We start from the raw sequence: 15,002 nt of genomic DNA on the forward strand, positions 1-15,002 counted from the left end.
GCTGTCAACGGGAGAAAGACAAGAAAATGCAGGCCTCCCGCGACCTGAGGGAGTGAGCCAATGAATCCGCCAGCCACCGGTGAGGATGATCCGCTGCGCGCGGCACGGATCCTGATCGTCGACGACGAACCGGGGATGCGGCATTTCCTCGTGAACACACTGAAACCGCTGTGCCGTGCCGTGGACAGCGCGGCGGATGCGCAGGCCGCCGACGCAGCGCTGTCGGCGCAGCATTATGACGTGATGGTGCTGGACAACATCATGCCGGGGCAGAAAGGGCTGGACTGGCTGCGCGATCAGCGCGACCGGGGCGGGTTCACCGATACGGTGCTGATCACCGCCTATGCGGACCTGCAGACGGCCATCGACGCCATGCGGGCAGGGGCCTCGGACCTGCTGGTCAAGCCCTTCCGCTCGAACCAGATCCTGAATGCCCTGCGCAAGTGCCTGGAACTGGCGCGGACGAAGCGGGAGAATGCCCTTCTGCGGCGTGAACTGGAAACCGGGAGCCACGGCAACCGCCGCCGCGAGCTGATCGGCAGCTCGCCCGCCATCACCGCGGTGCGCGGCCTGCTCGACCGCATGGCGCCGCTGTCGACGCCGGTGCTCATCACCGGGCCTTCGGGGACGGGCAAGGAGGTGGCCGCGCGCCATCTGCACGGGCGGTCAGGGCGCGGCGCGGCGCCCTTTGTGCCGATCCAGTGCGGCGCGATTCCCGCCGAGATGATCGAATACGAGCTTTTCGGCCATGGCGCGGGGGCCTTTCCGGGGGCGCAGGGCGCGCGCGAGGGGTTGCTGGCGCAGGCCTCTGGCGGGACGGTGTTCCTGGATGATGTCAGCGAGTTGAGCGGCAGCGCGCAGACCGCGCTGCTGCGGGTGCTGGAGGATGGGGTGATCCGCCCCATCGGCACCGGGCGCGCGGTGCAGCTGGATCTGCGTTTTGTCATCGCCTCCAGCAAGCCGCTGGCAGAGGCGGTGCAGGCGGGCCGTTTCCGCGAGGACCTGATGTTCCGCATCACCGTGGTCGAGGTCGCGATGCCGCCGCTGAGGGATCGCGGTACAGACGTGGTGGACCTCGCAGACCTCTTCGGGGCGGAGATTTCTGCCGCCCTGGCCCTGCCGCCGGTGGAGATCACGCCGCCGGTGCGCGCGGCATTGCTGCGCCATGACTGGCCGGGCAACATCCGGGAATTGCACAACTTCGTCGAGCGCGCGCTGATCTTTGGCCGCTTCCCGCTGGAAACGCTGGGGGCCGTGGCCGCGACAGGCGACATCGCCCCGCTGGAGGAGATGGAGAAGCGCGAGATCCTGCGCGCCCTCGACGCGCTGGACGGCAACCGGTCGGAGGCGGCGCGGCGGCTCGGGGTCTCGCGCAAGACCATCGACCGCAAATGCGTGGCCTGGGGGCTGTAGGGCGTGGTGCGCCTGCCACAGGCCCTGCGCTCTGTCCGGGTGCGGCTGCTGGTCATCGCGCTCTTGCCGATGCTGGTGCTGCTGCCGCTGCTTTTGGGCGGTACGGTGCTGCGCTGGTCCGGCAAGGTCGACGCGATCCTCGTCAACAAGGTCACGGGCGACCTGACCATCGCCGACCAGTACCTGCGCCGCCTGTTCGAGACCTCGGGCGAGCGGATCGACGCGGTGGCGCAGTCGGTGGACCTGCGCCGCGCGCTGGAAGCGGGCCGCGCCGAGGTGCTGCTGGCGCGGGAACAGGCGCGGCTGGGGCTGGATTTCCTGCACATCGAGCGCGATCCGCGCTGGCCCGTGGTGCGGCGCGCGCTGGACGGGCAATGGCACAGCGCCATCGACGTGATGGATGCCGACACGCTGGCGGCGCTGTCGCCCGCCTTGGCCGCGCGGGCGGCGATCCCGCTGGTGGCGACGCGCGGTGCCGTGCCGACCGACCGCAGCACCGAGACGCGCGGCATGGTGATCCATTCCGCAGCGCCTTTGACCCTGCCGGACGGCAGCCGCGCCGCGCTGGTGGGGGGCGTCCTGCTGAACCGCAACCTCGACTTCATCGACACGATCAACGCGCTGGTCTACCGCGCCGAAAGCCTGCCCGAGGGCAGCCAAGGCACCGCGACGCTGTTCCTGGACGATGTGCGCATCTCGACCAATGTCCGCCTGTTCGAGAACGTGCGCGCGCTGGGAACGCGAGTCTCCGCCGAGGTGCGCGCGCAGGTGCTGGACGAGGGGCGGTCTTGGCTGGACCGCGCCTTTGTGGTGAACGACTGGTACGTGTCGGCCTACGAGCCGATCCATGACAGCTTTGGCGAGCCGGTGGGGATGCTTTACGTCGGCTTCCTCGAAACCCCGTTCAGCGCGGCGAAACGCAATTCGGTCATCACGCTGATGCTGGCCTTCGTGCTGATCGCGCTGGCCTTCGTGCCGGTGTTCCTGCGCTGGGCCGGGCAACTCTTTCGCCCGCTCGAAGGCATGACGCGCACCATCGCCCGCGTCGAGGCGGGCGACCTGACCGCGCGCAATTCGCCTGCGGGCGCAGACGGAGAGATCGCGCAGGTGGCGCGGCATTTCGACGGGCTGCTCGACCGGCTGGAACAGCGCGACCGCGAACTGCGCGACTGGGGCGAGACGCTGGAGCAGCGGGTGGCCGAGCGCACGCAGGAATTGCAGGCGGCGCACCACAAGCTGGAAAGGACCACGGAACGGCTGATCCTGTCGGAAAAGCTCGCCGCCGTTGGCGAGATCACTGCCTCTGTTGCGCATGAGATCAACAACTCGGTGGCGGTGATCCAGGGCAATCTTGACCTCGCGCGCAGCAACCTTGGCGCGGCGGGTGCCCCGGCGGAGGAGGAGTTCCGGCTGATCGACGACCAGGTCTACCGCATCGGCGTCATCGTCTCGAAGCTGCTGCATTTCGCCCGGCCCGAGGAGTATTCGGGCACCAATCGCAGCGTCGATGCGGGGGCGGTGGTGCGGGACTGTCTGGTTCTGACGCGGCCACAGTTGCAGGCGGCGGGCATCGCCTGTTCGGTGGAGACGCAAGAGGCCGCGCCCGTCCGCATCTCGCGCACGGAGTTGCAGCAGGTGGTGGTGAACCTGATCCTCAACGCCGTGCACGCCATGTCGGGGGGCGGCGATCTGCGCATCGCCACGGCGCAGGTTGAGGGTCATGTCCTGCTGACCGTCGCGGATACCGGGACGGGCATCGACGCGGCGACGCTGGCGCGGATCTTCGACCCGTTCTTTACCACGAAACAGGCGCAGGGCACCGGGCTCGGCTTGTCGATCTGCCGCCAGATCGTGAGTCGCGCGGGCGGGCAGATCACGGCGCAGTCGACCCCTGGGCAGGGGAGCCTGTTCGAGGTGCGCCTGCCTGTCGAAGAAAATTCGGGAGCGGCGGATTTGGACAAAATGTCTCAAAACACGGGGGATGCGGCGGAGGGTGCCGGACAGGATGATGCAAATACCGCGCGAAGCGGCGCGCGAGATGGACGGAATTTCAAGTAACCAATTGTTTTAGTTAATAAAAATTTCTTGACCATTCAAGGCGCCATGGTCCCTTTTCTGCGGTGCATGTCATTGCATGCCCCAAGGGTGCGCCGGGAGGACGGCGCGCCGGAACGGTCACAGGGAGGAACACCATGAGCAAAGCCGCGCAGGGCGCGTTGGGCTTCTTGCACAAGAGCCACATCGTCGCCGAACCCGGATACAACCGCTGGCGGGTGCCGCCAGCCTCCATCGCCATCCATCTTTGCATCGGCTCGGTCTATGCCTGGTCGGTGTTCAACCCGGCGCTGACACGCGAACTGGGCGTCGCGGCGTCGAGCGCCAATGACTGGGATCTCGGCTCGGTGGTCTGGATCTTCTCGGTCGCCATCGTGTTCCTCGGGCTGGCGGCGGCCTTTGCCGGCAAATGGCTCGAAGAGGTCGGCCCGCGCATGGTCGGCGTCGTTGCGGCGTTCCTCTGGGGCGGCGGGTTCATCATCGGGTCGCTGGGCATCTCGACGCACCAGCTGTGGTTGATCTACCTCGGCTACGGCGTGCTGGGCGGTTGCGGCTTGGGGCTGGGCTATGTCTCGCCGGTCTCGACGCTGATCCGCTGGTTCCCGGACCGGCGCGGCATGGCGACGGGCATGGCGATCATGGGCTTTGGCGGCGGCGCTATGATCGCGACCCCGGTCAAAAGCTGGCTGCTGAACCTCTACCAGAAAGCGCCCGAGTTCCTCGGCGCGCAGGACGCGGTGGCGACCGTGGTCGAAGGCGGCCGGGTCTTTGCCGAAACCGCCGCAGGCAAGGTCGAAGTGGTCGTGGCCACCGCCAAGCAGGCCGCCGTCTTTGGCGGCGACGCGGGCGTCTACGTGGTCGGCACCGGCAACACCGGCGCGGCACAGACCTTCATGACGCTGGGCATCGTCTATTTCGTGGTGATGATCCTCGCGGCCTTCCAGTACCGCGTCCCGGCGGAAGGCTGGAAACCGGCGGGCTGGGTGCCGAAACCCGTGGCCTCCGGCATGGTGTCGCAGAACAACGTCCACATCGACCAGGCGTCGAAGACACCGCAATTCTGGCAGATGTGGATCATGCTCTGCTTCAACGTGACGGCAGGAATCGGCGTGATCGGCGTGGCCAAGACGATGATGAGCGACATCTTCGGCTCGGCCCTGCCGCTGGTGGTCACGGCGGCCTTTGCCTCCACCTACGTGATGATGATCTCGGTCTTCAACATGGTGGGGCGGTTTTTCTGGGCCTCGACCTCGGACTACATCGGGCGCAAGGCAACCTACATGTGCTTCTTCGTGCTGGGCACGGCGCTGTACCTGTCGATCCCCTATTTCGCCTCTGCCGTGGCGACCAACCCGGCGATGATCTACCTGATCGGTTTCTATGTCGCGACGATGATCATCTTCTCGATGTACGGCGGCGGCTTTGCCACTATTCCCGCCTATCTCGCGGACATGTTCGGCACGATGCACGTCGGCGGCATCCACGGGCGGCTGCTGACGGCATGGTCGACGGCGGGCGTGCTGGGTCCGCTGGCGATCACCTCGCTGCGGCAGATGTCGGTGGACCGGGCCATCGGGGACCTGGCCAGCCGTGTCGATGCCGCAGCCTTTGCGGAGAAGTTCGGCGCACCGCTGGCGCAGCTCGACCAGCTCGTTGCGGCCAAGACCGTGACCATCGCCAAGCTGATGGAGATCGCACCGGAGGGCACCATCGACCCGACGTCTTCGCTGTATAACACGACGATGTACTGCATGGCGGCGCTCTTGGTGGTGGGTTTCCTCGCAAACCTGATGATGCGCCCCGTGCGCGAGCATCACCACCACGACGAGCCGGAATTGCAGGCTGTCCCGGTGGAATGACGCAACCAGAAGGGGTGCCCTTGGCTGGCGCCCCTTTACCATGCCTTCGTCATATCCGATGAAGATAGCGAAATTCGATAGCGATTCCCGATCATGCTCGACAAGCTGGAAATGTTCATCGCCCTCGCACGCGAAGGCCATTTCGGCCGTGCCGCCGAAAGCCTGAACATCGCGCAGCCGACGCTGTCGGGCGGGATCAAGCAGCTGGAGGATCAGCTGGGCGTGCAGCTGGTGCATCGCGGATCGCGCTTTGGCGGGCTGACGCCCGAGGGGCAGACCGCGCTGGCCTGGGCCAAGCGCATCACCGGCGACGCGAAACAGTTGCGCGACGAGATGCGGATGAGCCGCGCGGGCCTGTCGGGAGAGGTGCGTCTTGCGGTGATCCCTACGGCGCAGACCTGGGCGGCGCGGCTCTGTTCGGCCTTCACCGACCGGCACCCGAACGTGCGTTTCACCATCCTGTCCTCGACCTCGCGCGATATTCTTCAGATGCTGGAGGATTTCGAGATCGACGCGGGGATTTCCTACCTCGACAACGAACCGCTGGGGCGGGTCGATACCGCCGTGCTTTATGTCGAGACCTACATGCTGGTCTGCCCGCCCGATGCGCCGCTGGCGGCGAAGGCCAGCGTGCCATGGTCGGCGCTGCATGACATGCCGCTGGCACTGCTGACGACCGACATGCAGAACCGCCGCATCATCAACCAGCGGCTGGCCGAGGCCGGGGCCACCCCCGCGACGGTGATCGAGTCGAACTCGATCATCGCGCTGGTGGCGAGCGTGTTGGCGGGGGGCTGCATGACGGTGTTGCCGACCGATGTGGCGCGCTTTCTGGCCGAGGGGCGCAACCTGTCGCTGGTGCAGCTGGAGCGCACCGGGCGGCGGCACACCGTCGGGCTGGTGCTGCCCCAGCGCGATCCGCGCACACCTGTGCTGACTGCGCTGCTGGCGGCGGCGCGCAAGCTGCCGAGCTGATCGGGCCTGATAGGAAAACCCGATCACCTGACGGAACACCGTTATTGATCCGACAACCCCTCCGTGTGCCTTGTGCGGGCAAACCGGAGGAGGACAGCCATGGCCCATCACGCCACCGCCAGCGCCGTCGATATTGCCATCGACGGAGCAGAGATTGCCCGCATCATCGACGCACACACCGCCCTTGAAGGGCCGCTTTTGCCGATGCTGCACGCGCTTCAGGACGCCTTCGGCTTTGTCCCCGCACAGGCGCATGGGCCGATCTGTGACGCGCTGAACATCAGCCGGGCGGAACTGCACGGCGTGATCTCCTTCTACCACGACTTCCGCGCCGCCCCCGCCGGGCGGCATGTGCTGAAGATCTGCCGCGCGGAGGCCTGCCAGTCGGTGGGCGGGGCGGCGCTGGCCGACACGCTGCTGGCGAAGCTCGGGCTGGACTGGCACGGCACCACGGCGAATGGCGCGGTGACGGTGGAGCCGGTCTATTGCCTCGGTCTTTGCGCCTGCGCGCCCGCGGCGATGGTGGATGACAAGGTGGTGGGCCGCGTCGATGCGGCGAAGCTGGACAAGGTTCTGGCGGAGGTGGGCGCATGAAGATCTGGGTTCCCATGGACAGCGCCGCCAAGGCGCTGGGTGCGGATGACGTGGCCGAGGCGCTGGCGGCGGGCATCGCCGCGCGGGGTCTGACGGCGCAGGTGGCGCGCAACGGCTCGCGCGGGATGGTCTGGCTGGAGCCGCTGGTGGAGATCGAGGCAGACGGTCAGCGGCTGGCCTACGGGCCCGTCGCGCCCGAGGACGTCGACGCGCTGCTCGACGGCAAGCTCGACACGCTCGGCCCGGTGGAGGACCTCGACTGGATGAAGCGCCAGACGCGGCTGACCTTTGCCCGCTGCGGCGTGATCGACCCGCTGTCGCTGGCGGATTACGAGGCCCATGGCGGCCTGACCGGCCTGCGCCGGGCGCTGACCATGACCGGCGAGGCCATCGTGGACGAGGTCAAGGCCAGCGGGCTGCGCGGGCGCGGCGGCGCGGGCTTCCCCACGGGCATCAAGTGGGACACGGTCCGCATGGCCCACGCCCCGCAGAAATACATCGTCTGCAACGCCGACGAGGGCGACAGCGGCACCTTTGCCGACCGCATGCTGATGGAAGGCGATCCGTTTACCCTGATCGAGGGCATGGCCATCGCCGGGATCGGCGTCAGCGCGACGAAAGGCTACGTCTACCTGCGTTCGGAATACCCGGACGCCATCGCCGTGATGACCCGCGCGGTGGAGATCGCGCGTGCGGCGGGGGTGCTGGGCGCGGATGTGCTCGGCTCGGGCCGCGCCTTTGACATGGAAATCCGCAGGGGCGCTGGCGCCTATGTCTGCGGAGAGGAAACCGCGCTTTTGAACTCGCTCGAGGGCAAGCGCGGCACGGTGCGGGCGAAGCCTCCCCTCCCGGCGCTCGAGGGTTTCCTCGGTCGCCCCACCGTGGTGAACAACGTGATCTCGCTGGCGACCGTGCCGGTGATCTTTGAAAAGGGCGCGCAACACTACGCCGATTTCGGCCTTGGCCGGTCGCGCGGGACGGTGACGCTGCAGATCGCGGGCAACGTGGCGCGCGGCGGGTTGTTCGAGACCGCCTTTGGCATCTCGCTGGGCGAGGTGGTCAATGACCTCGGCGGCGGCACCCGCTCGGGTCGCCCGGTGAAGGCGGTGCAGGTCGGCGGGCCGCTCGGAGCCTACATGCCGGTGTCGAAATTCGACACGGCCATGGGCTACGAGGAATTCGATCAGGCGGGCGGGCTGATCGGCCACGCCGGGCTGACCGTCTTCGACGACACCACCGACATGCTGGGCATGGCGCGCTTTGCCATGGAGTTCTGCGCGGTGGAAAGCTGCGGCAAATGCACCCCCTGCCGCATCGGCGCGGTGCGCGGCGTGGAAACCATTGACCGCATCGCGTCGGGCGACGCGGCGGCCCTGCCGCTGCTGACCGACCTCTGCGAGACGATGAAGGACGGCTCGCTCTGCGCGCTCGGCGGCTTCACGCCTTTCCCCGTCATGTCCGCCGTGACCCATTTCCCCGATGATTTCTCCCGCCTGAAGGAGGCCGCAGAATGAAGGACTTCATCCTCCCAGCCCAGTCTCCGAGCGGCGCGTTCAGCGACCGCGACATGGGCACCCCGGCGAAGCACGGCAAGCCGGTGACGCTGACCATCGACGGATTCGAGGTGACGGTGCCCGAGGGCACCTCGGTGCTGCGGGCCGCCGCCGAGATCGGCATCCAGATCCCGAAGCTCTGCGCGTCGGACAACCTCGAGGCCTTCGGCTCCTGCCGCCTGTGTGCGGTGGAGATCGAGGGACGGCGCGGCACGCCTGCCTCCTGCATCACGCCGGTTGCGCCGGGCATGGTGGTGGACACGAATTCCGCCAAGGTGCGCCGCATCCGCAAGGGCGTGATGGAGCTGTATATCTCCGATCACCCGCTGGACTGCCTGACCTGCGCCGCCAACGGCGATTGCGAATTGCAGGACATGGCCGGGGCCGTGGGTCTGCGCGACGTGCGGTACAAGGCCCCGGAGACTGGCGGCTTGGCGAACCACTTCTCTGCGCGCAACACCTCTGGCGAGGTCAACCCGCAGTGGCAGGCCAAGGACGAGAGCAACCCCTATTTCACATATGACGCCTCCAAGTGCATCGTCTGCAACCGCTGCGTCCGCGCCTGCGAGGAGGTCCAGGGCACCTTTGCGCTGACCATCGAAGGGCGCGGGTTCGACAGCCGCGTCTCGGCGGGCGGGGCGGCGGACAGCTTCCTGACCTCGGACTGCGTGTCCTGCGGCGCCTGCGTTCAGGCCTGCCCGACGGCGACCTTGCAGGAGAAATCGGTGATCGAGATGGGCACGCCGGACCGTTCCATCGTGACCACCTGCGCCTATTGCGGCGTTGGCTGTTCCTTCAAGGCGGAGATGCAGGGCGATGACCTCGTGCGCATGGTGCCGTGGAAGCACGGCAAGGCCAACCGTGGGCACAGCTGCGTCAAGGGCCGTTTCGCCTATGGCTACGCCAACCACCGCGACCGCATCCTGAAACCGATGATCCGCGAGCGGATCGAGGACCCCTGGCAAGAGGTCAGCTGGGACGCCGCGCTGGAGTTCGCCGCGAAGCGCCTGCACGGGCTGCAGGAAAAGCACGGCAAGGACAGCATCGGCGTCATCACGTCGAGCCGCTGCACCAACGAGGAGACCTTCCTCGTGCAGAAGCTGACCCGCGCGGTGTTTGGCAACAACAACACCGACACCTGCGCGCGGGTGTGCCATTCGCCGACCGGCTACGGCCTCGGCCAGACCTTTGGCACCTCGGCGGGGACGCAGGATTTCGACTCGGTCGAGCAGACGGATGTGGTCATCGTCATCGGGGCGAACCCGACGGACGGGCACCCGGTCTTTGCCTCGCGGCTGAAAAAGCGCCTGCGGCAGGGCGCGCAGCTGATCGTGATCGACCCGCGTCGCATCGACCTCGTGAAATCGGCGCATGTCAGGGCGGCGCATCACTTGGCCGTGACGCCGGGTACGAACGTCGCCGTGGTGACGGCGCTGGCGCATGTGATCGTGACCGAAGGGCTGTATGACGAGGCCTTCATCCGCGAACGCTGCGACTGGGAGGAATTCCTCGCCTATGCGGAGTTCGTCTCGGACGCGCGCCATGCGCCGGAGGCGACGGCGCTGCTGACCGGCGTGAACGCGCAGGACTTGCGCGCGGCGGCGCGGCTCTTTGCCAAGGGCGGCAATGGCGCGATCTACTACGGGCTGGGCGTGACGGAACACTCGCAGGGGTCGACCACGGTCATGGCCATCGCCAACCTCGCCATGCTGACCGGCAACATCGGCCGCCCCGGCGTCGGCGTGAACCCGCTGCGCGGCCAGAACAACGTGCAGGGGTCGTGCGACATGGGGTCTTTCCCGCACGAACTGCCGGGGTATCGCCATGTGAAGGGTGCGGAGGTGCGCGGCATCTTTGAATCCGCCTGGGGCGTGACCATCGACCCGGAGCCGGGCCTGCGCATCCCGAACATGCTGGATGCGGCGGTCGAGGGGACCTTCAGGGGGCTGTACTGCCAGGGCGAGGACATCCTGCAATCGGACCCGGATACGAAGCATGTGGCGGCGGGGCTGGCGGCGATGGATTGCGTCATCGTGCATGACCTCTTCCTCAACGAGACGGCGAATTACGCGCATGTGTTCCTGCCGGGGTCGTCCTTCCTCGAAAAGGACGGCACCTTCACCAACGCCGAGCGCCGCATCAACCGCGTGCGCGAGGTGATGGCCCCGAAGAATGGCTATGCCGACTGGGAAGTGACGCAATTGCTGGCCAATGCCATGCTGCGGCAGGCGGGCCGCCCGGAATGGGCCTATACCCACCCCTCGGAAATCATGGCGGAAATCGCCGCGACCACGCCGAGCTTTGCCAATGTCACCTATGAACTGCTTGACCAGATGGGTTCCGTCCAGTGGCCCTGCAACGGCGAGCACCCCGAGGGCACGCCGCTCATGCATGTCGACGGCTTCGTGCGCGGCAAGGGGCGGTTCATCGTCACGGAATACGTTGCCACGGACGAGCGCACCGGCCCGCGCTTCCCGCTGCTGCTGACCACCGGGCGTATCCTGTCGCAGTACAACGTCGGCGCGCAGACCCGGCGCACGGACAACGTGGTCTGGCACGAGGCCGACGTGCTGGAACTGCACCCGCATGATGCCGAGAATCGCGGCCTGAAGGACGGCGATTGGGTCCGGCTGGCCTCGCGGTCGGGCGAGACGACGCTGCGGCTGAAGGTGACGGACCGGGTCAGCCCCGGCGTGGTCTACACCACCTTCCACCACCCGGACACGCAGGCCAATGTCATCACCACGGATTACTCGGACTGGGCGACCAACTGCCCGGAATACAAGGTGACGGCGGTGCAGGTCTCGCCCTCCAACGGGCCGACCGACTGGCAGGAGGATTACGCGGCCCAGGCCGCGCGCGCGCGCCGCATCCTCCCGGCGGCGGAATGACCATGGCGCGGCGTCCCACCACCTCGGCGCCGGGCTGGTCGCATCGCGCCGAGGCCACCTACGCGATCCACCGCACCCTGCCGGAGGAGGTGCCGGTGGCCGTGGTCTTCAACGGCACGACGCAGGCCGTGATGATGGCGACCCCCGCCGACATCGCGGATTTCGCCTGGGGCTTTGCCCTGACCGAAGGGGCGATCACCGACGCGACACAGGTCGAGGCGTTCGAGGTGGTCGAACACGCGCAAGGCATCGAGGCGCGGTTCTGGGTCAGCGACGACCGGGCAGAGGCGCTGGCGGAGCGGCGGCGCAGCATGGCCGGGCCGGTGGGCTGCGGGCTGTGCGGCATCGACAGCCTCGAACAGGCGATGCGCGCCGTGCCGCGTGTCGAAGGCACCGCCCTGCGCCTGTCGCGGGACGAGGTCGCGGGCGCGACCGATGCCCTGCGCGACGGTCAGGTCCTGCACGACCTGACGCGGGCGACGCATGCGGCGGGCTTCATGGTGCCCGGTCAGGGCATCGTGGCGCTGCGCGAGGACGTGGGCCGCCACAATGCGCTCGACAAGCTGATCGGCGCGATGGTGCGGGGCGACATCGACCCCGGTACCGGCGCGGCGGTCATGACCTCGCGCCTCTCGGTCGAACTGGTGCAGAAATGCGCCGTGGCGGGCATTCCCGCGCTGATCGCCGTCTCGGCCCCCACCGCGCAAGCGGTGCGGCTGGCCACCGAGGCCGGTCTGACCCTCGCGGCCTTTGCCCGGGGCGGCGGTTTCGACACCTACACCCATCCCTTCCGCATCACCGACGAGGCAGCGCATGTCGCCTGACAAGATGGTCCGCATGGCCAACCAGATCGCCACCTTCTTCAAGACCCAGCCGGGCGAGGACGCGCCCACCCGCGTGGCCGCGCATATCTCTGACTTCTGGGAACCGCGCATGCGCGAACAGTTGCGCCGATATGCCGAAACCGGCGGCGCGGGGCTGGACGACGTGGTGCTGAAGGCAGTCCCGCTGGTCTGAGACCGCGTCCAAGCTGTTGGCCAGACGAAGGATGCCGTGGCACCGGGATCATCACGGTCGTGTATTCATCTGCGGCTCGACGTTACGTGTGCGAAGCCGACTGGCGCTCCGTGCTCCGCGAAGGACACGCGCGCGCTTCGGGCTGGAACGCGGCCTGCCTCGGACCCGTCACGCCAGCCAGCGCATGGCGCCGACTGCCGCTTCGACCGGGTCGATGACCGGCACGTCCAGCGCGGTGCGCAGGGTGCGGGTGACATGCACCATGCCTGCGCAGCCCAGCACGATGGCGTCCACCTTGTCCTCGGCCAGCGCCACCTGTGCCTCGGCCAGAATGCGGGTGCAGGCGGCGTTGGGGTCGGCCTCCAGTGCCAGCACCGGGATCTCCGAGGCACGGACCTTGCCGCAGAATCCCTCCAGCCCGTAGGCGCGGATGTTCTCTTCGATCACCGGGACCGATACGGCGAGGGTCGTCACGACCGAGAACCGCCAGCCGCGCATCGCCGCCATGTGGAATGCCGCCTGTCCGATGCCGATCACGGGGCAGGAGACAGCGCGCTGCGCTTCGGCCAATGCGGTGTCGTCGAAACAGCCGATGACGATCCCCGAGGCCCCGGCGTCGGCGGCGTCCTTCACGCGTTTCAGCAAGGGTGGCCCGGCCAGTGCGCCGTCCTCGGGACCCTGGATGGCGGGTGGCCCGTCATGCGAGGTCCATCCCGCCATGGCCACGTCGGGCAGGGTGGCGCGGGCGGCGGCGAGCATGGCCTCGGTCATGCTGGCGGTGGAATTCGGGTTGATGACGTAGATCGTCATGCTCAGACCATCCCCTTGCCTGCGTCAGACCCTTGCTTCGCGCGGGCGCGTCCCATCAGCCAGTAGATCAGGCCAAAGCCGCCGATCACCACGAAGGAAAAGATCGTCGTCAGCGTTCCGAGGGCAAAGATCACCGGGGTGGTGACGTTGGTCGTCATGCCGAATATCTCCAGCGGAAGGGTGTTGTAGCTGCCCGCCGTCAGCAGGGTCCGGGCGAATTCGTCATAGGACAGGGTGAAGCCGAACAGCGCCACCCCGATCAGCGAAGGCGCGATGATCGGCAGGACCACGTGGCGCAGCGTTTGCCAGCTGGAAGCCCCGAGGTCGCGGGCGGCTTCCTCGTAAGAGCGGTCAAAGCGATTGAAGACGGCGAACATGATGAGCAGGCCGAAGGGCAGCGTCCATGTCAGTTGCGCGCCATAGCCCGAGGTCGCCCAATGCACTTTCAGCCCGGTCTGGCTGAAGATCAGCCCGACCCCCAGCGACACGAGGATCGAAGGGATCACCAGCGCGGTGATGATGAGGTAGAACAGGATACCCGAGCCCGCAAAACGCTTGCGGAAGGCCAGCCCGCCCATGACCGACACGACCACGGTCGTCACCATGACCATCAGGCCAAGCACGAAAGACCGCCGGAACGATCCCCAGATGTCGCCCACGGCCTGCTCCTGGAACAGGTCGTGGAACCAGTGCAGCGACACGCCGCGCATGGGGAAGGTCAGCCCGCCTTCCGGCCCCTGGAATGACAGGATGCCGATGGTGATCGTCGGGCCATAAAGGAACACGAGGAACAGCGTGAAGAACGCCGCCAGGATGTAGAACGAGCGGGGACGGGTCTCCATCTCAGAGCTCCTTGCGAATGTCGACAAAGCGCAGAAGGATGCCGATCACCATGAGGACGGTGATGAGCAGGATCACCGCCGTGGCCGAGGCCGACGGGTACTGCAACAGCGCGATGTCGTTGGAAATCAGGCGCCCGACATTGGCCGACTGACTGCCGGACATGAAGCGCACGGTGATGAAGTCGCCCATCACCAGCGTCACCACGAAGATGGTGCCGATCATGATGCCGGGCTTGGTCAGGGGCACGATCACATGCCACAGCGTCTGCCAGCCCGACGCGCCGGCATCATTCGCGGCCTCGATCAAGGACTGGTCGATGCGCATCATGGTGTTGAAGATCGGCACGACCATGAACAGCGTGTAGAGATGCACAAAGGCGAGGATCACGCTGAAATCGCTGAACAACAGCCACTCCAGAGGCTGGTCGATCACCCCCCAGGACAGCAGCGCCGAATTGGCCAGCCCCTCGCGCCCGAGGAAGGGAATCCAGGAAATCATGCGGATGATGTTCGACGTCCAGAAGGGAATGGTGCAAAGCAGGAACAGCCCGATCTGCCAGGTCAGGGTGCGGACGTGGAAGGCCAGGAAATAGGCCACGGTAAAGCCGATCAGCAGGGTGCAGACCCAGGTGATGAGGGCGTATTTGATCGTGTTGCCAAACACCCTCCAGGTCACCTCCGACCCGAAGAGGAATTCGTAATTGTCGAACTGGAACGCCGGGTAGATCGACCATTCCGTCGCCCCCCAGAAACTCACCACGACGATCATGATGATCGGCAGCACCAGAAAGATCGCCAGAACCAGCGTCAGCGGCGCGGCCATCAGCCAGCCGGAAAAGTGTCGATTGCTCAGCATGTGCGCGCGCGTCCTGCCTTCATCTTGATGAAAATACCCTCGGGGCACGGGGCCGGGCCCCGTCGGGGGGGGGGGGGGGGGCGGGGGGCCGCGCCCGGGGGGGGGGGGGGGGCGGCGGCCGGCCGCCGCCGCGAGCG

12 protein-coding genes are annotated in these 15,002 nt (G+C 67.1%); 9 read left to right on the top strand and 3 right to left on the bottom strand.

The window, feature by feature from the left end; genetic code table 11:
• Positions 1-60 precede the first annotated feature (60 nt).
• The 9 genes from ACP16H_RS09985 to ACP16H_RS10025 all read left to right on the top strand — a co-directional run bounded on the left by ACP16H_RS09985 (position 61) and on the right by ACP16H_RS10025 (position 12,357).
• Complete coding sequence (locus tag ACP16H_RS09985) at positions 61-1,413, top strand: sigma-54-dependent transcriptional regulator (protein ID WP_425072137.1); 1,353 nt, start codon at positions 61-63, stop codon at positions 1,411-1,413.
• A 69-nt stretch (positions 1,414-1,482) separates the two neighbouring features.
• Positions 1,483-3,471 (top strand): sensor histidine kinase, encoded by a 1,989-nt coding sequence (locus ACP16H_RS09990; RefSeq protein ID WP_425072253.1) that lies wholly within the window; start codon positions 1,483-1,485, stop codon positions 3,469-3,471.
• 134 nt (positions 3,472-3,605) lie between these two features.
• Positions 3,606-5,327: an OFA family MFS transporter gene (locus ACP16H_RS09995; protein ID WP_425072138.1), complete on the top strand. Its 1,722-nt coding sequence runs from the start codon at positions 3,606-3,608 to the stop codon at positions 5,325-5,327.
• Positions 5,328-5,420: 93 nt separating this feature from the next.
• A complete protein-coding gene (locus ACP16H_RS10000) occupies positions 5,421-6,302 on the top strand; it encodes a LysR family transcriptional regulator (RefSeq protein ID WP_425072139.1) in 882 nt (293 codons plus the stop codon).
• 99 nt (positions 6,303-6,401) lie between these two features.
• Positions 6,402-6,896, top strand: a complete 495-nt coding sequence (locus tag ACP16H_RS10005) for a formate dehydrogenase subunit gamma (protein WP_425072140.1) — start codon at positions 6,402-6,404, stop codon at positions 6,894-6,896.
• Positions 6,893-8,410, top strand: a complete 1,518-nt coding sequence (locus ACP16H_RS10010; protein WP_425072141.1) for a formate dehydrogenase beta subunit — start codon at positions 6,893-6,895, stop codon at positions 8,408-8,410. The genes ACP16H_RS10005 and ACP16H_RS10010 overlap by 4 nt, the downstream gene beginning before the upstream one ends.
• Positions 8,407-11,340: a formate dehydrogenase subunit alpha gene (gene fdhF, locus ACP16H_RS10015; protein WP_425072142.1), complete on the top strand. Its 2,934-nt coding sequence runs from the start codon at positions 8,407-8,409 to the stop codon at positions 11,338-11,340. Before ACP16H_RS10010 ends, fdhF begins: the two co-directional genes overlap by 4 nt.
• Positions 11,337-12,164, top strand: coding sequence for a formate dehydrogenase accessory sulfurtransferase FdhD (gene fdhD, locus ACP16H_RS10020; RefSeq protein WP_425072143.1), 828 nt, complete (start codon positions 11,337-11,339; stop codon positions 12,162-12,164). Before fdhF ends, fdhD begins: the two co-directional genes overlap by 4 nt.
• The gene (locus ACP16H_RS10025; RefSeq protein WP_425072144.1) at positions 12,154-12,357 is read left to right on the top strand and encodes a formate dehydrogenase subunit delta; all 204 of its coding nucleotides are present in this window, start codon (positions 12,154-12,156) and stop codon (positions 12,355-12,357) included. The genes fdhD and ACP16H_RS10025 overlap by 11 nt, the downstream gene beginning before the upstream one ends.
• Before the next feature lie 168 nt (positions 12,358-12,525).
• On the opposite strand, the gene ACP16H_RS10030 is transcribed toward ACP16H_RS10025, so the two are convergent.
• Genes ACP16H_RS10030 through ACP16H_RS10040 form a run of 3 tightly spaced genes read right to left on the bottom strand, consistent with a single transcriptional unit; the run spans position 12,526 to position 14,865 of the window.
• Positions 12,526-13,167: an aspartate/glutamate racemase family protein gene (locus ACP16H_RS10030; RefSeq protein WP_425072145.1), complete on the bottom strand. Its 642-nt coding sequence runs from the start codon at positions 13,165-13,167 to the stop codon at positions 12,526-12,528.
• A gap of 2 nt (positions 13,168-13,169) precedes the next feature.
• On the bottom strand, positions 13,170-14,009 hold the full coding sequence (locus ACP16H_RS10035; RefSeq protein ID WP_425072146.1) for an ABC transporter permease: 840 nt from the start codon (positions 14,007-14,009) through the stop codon (positions 13,170-13,172).
• A 1-nt stretch (position 14,010) separates the two neighbouring features.
• The gene (locus ACP16H_RS10040) at positions 14,011-14,865 is read right to left on the bottom strand and encodes an ABC transporter permease (RefSeq protein WP_425072147.1); all 855 of its coding nucleotides are present in this window, start codon (positions 14,863-14,865) and stop codon (positions 14,011-14,013) included.
• Positions 14,866-15,002 lie beyond the last annotated feature (137 nt).

The organism is Sagittula sp. S175 (assembly GCF_049800975.1).
Lineage (GTDB): Bacteria > Pseudomonadota > Alphaproteobacteria > Rhodobacterales > Rhodobacteraceae > Sagittula.

Coding starts and splice junctions, on each gene's coding strand:
- ACP16H_RS09995 (WP_425072138.1), top strand. CDS start 3,606: ATGAGCAAAGCCGCGCAGGGCGCGTTGGGCTTCTTGCACAAGAGCCAC.
- ACP16H_RS10025 (WP_425072144.1), top strand. CDS start 12,154: ATGTCGCCTGACAAGATGGTCCGCATGGCCAACCAGATCGCCACCTTC.
- ACP16H_RS10000 (WP_425072139.1), top strand. CDS start 5,421: ATGCTCGACAAGCTGGAAATGTTCATCGCCCTCGCACGCGAAGGCCAT.
- ACP16H_RS10010 (WP_425072141.1), top strand. CDS start 6,893: ATGAAGATCTGGGTTCCCATGGACAGCGCCGCCAAGGCGCTGGGTGCG.
- fdhF (WP_425072142.1), top strand. CDS start 8,407: ATGAAGGACTTCATCCTCCCAGCCCAGTCTCCGAGCGGCGCGTTCAGC.
- ACP16H_RS10040 (WP_425072147.1), bottom strand. CDS start 14,865: ATGCTGAGCAATCGACACTTTTCCGGCTGGCTGATGGCCGCGCCGCTG.
- ACP16H_RS10030 (WP_425072145.1), bottom strand. CDS start 13,167: ATGACGATCTACGTCATCAACCCGAATTCCACCGCCAGCATGACCGAG.
- ACP16H_RS10035 (WP_425072146.1), bottom strand. CDS start 14,009: ATGGAGACCCGTCCCCGCTCGTTCTACATCCTGGCGGCGTTCTTCACG.
- ACP16H_RS09985 (WP_425072137.1), top strand. CDS start 61: ATGAATCCGCCAGCCACCGGTGAGGATGATCCGCTGCGCGCGGCACGG.
- ACP16H_RS09990 (WP_425072253.1), top strand. CDS start 1,483: ATGCTGGTGCTGCTGCCGCTGCTTTTGGGCGGTACGGTGCTGCGCTGG.
- fdhD (WP_425072143.1), top strand. CDS start 11,337: ATGACCATGGCGCGGCGTCCCACCACCTCGGCGCCGGGCTGGTCGCAT.
- ACP16H_RS10005 (WP_425072140.1), top strand. CDS start 6,402: ATGGCCCATCACGCCACCGCCAGCGCCGTCGATATTGCCATCGACGGA.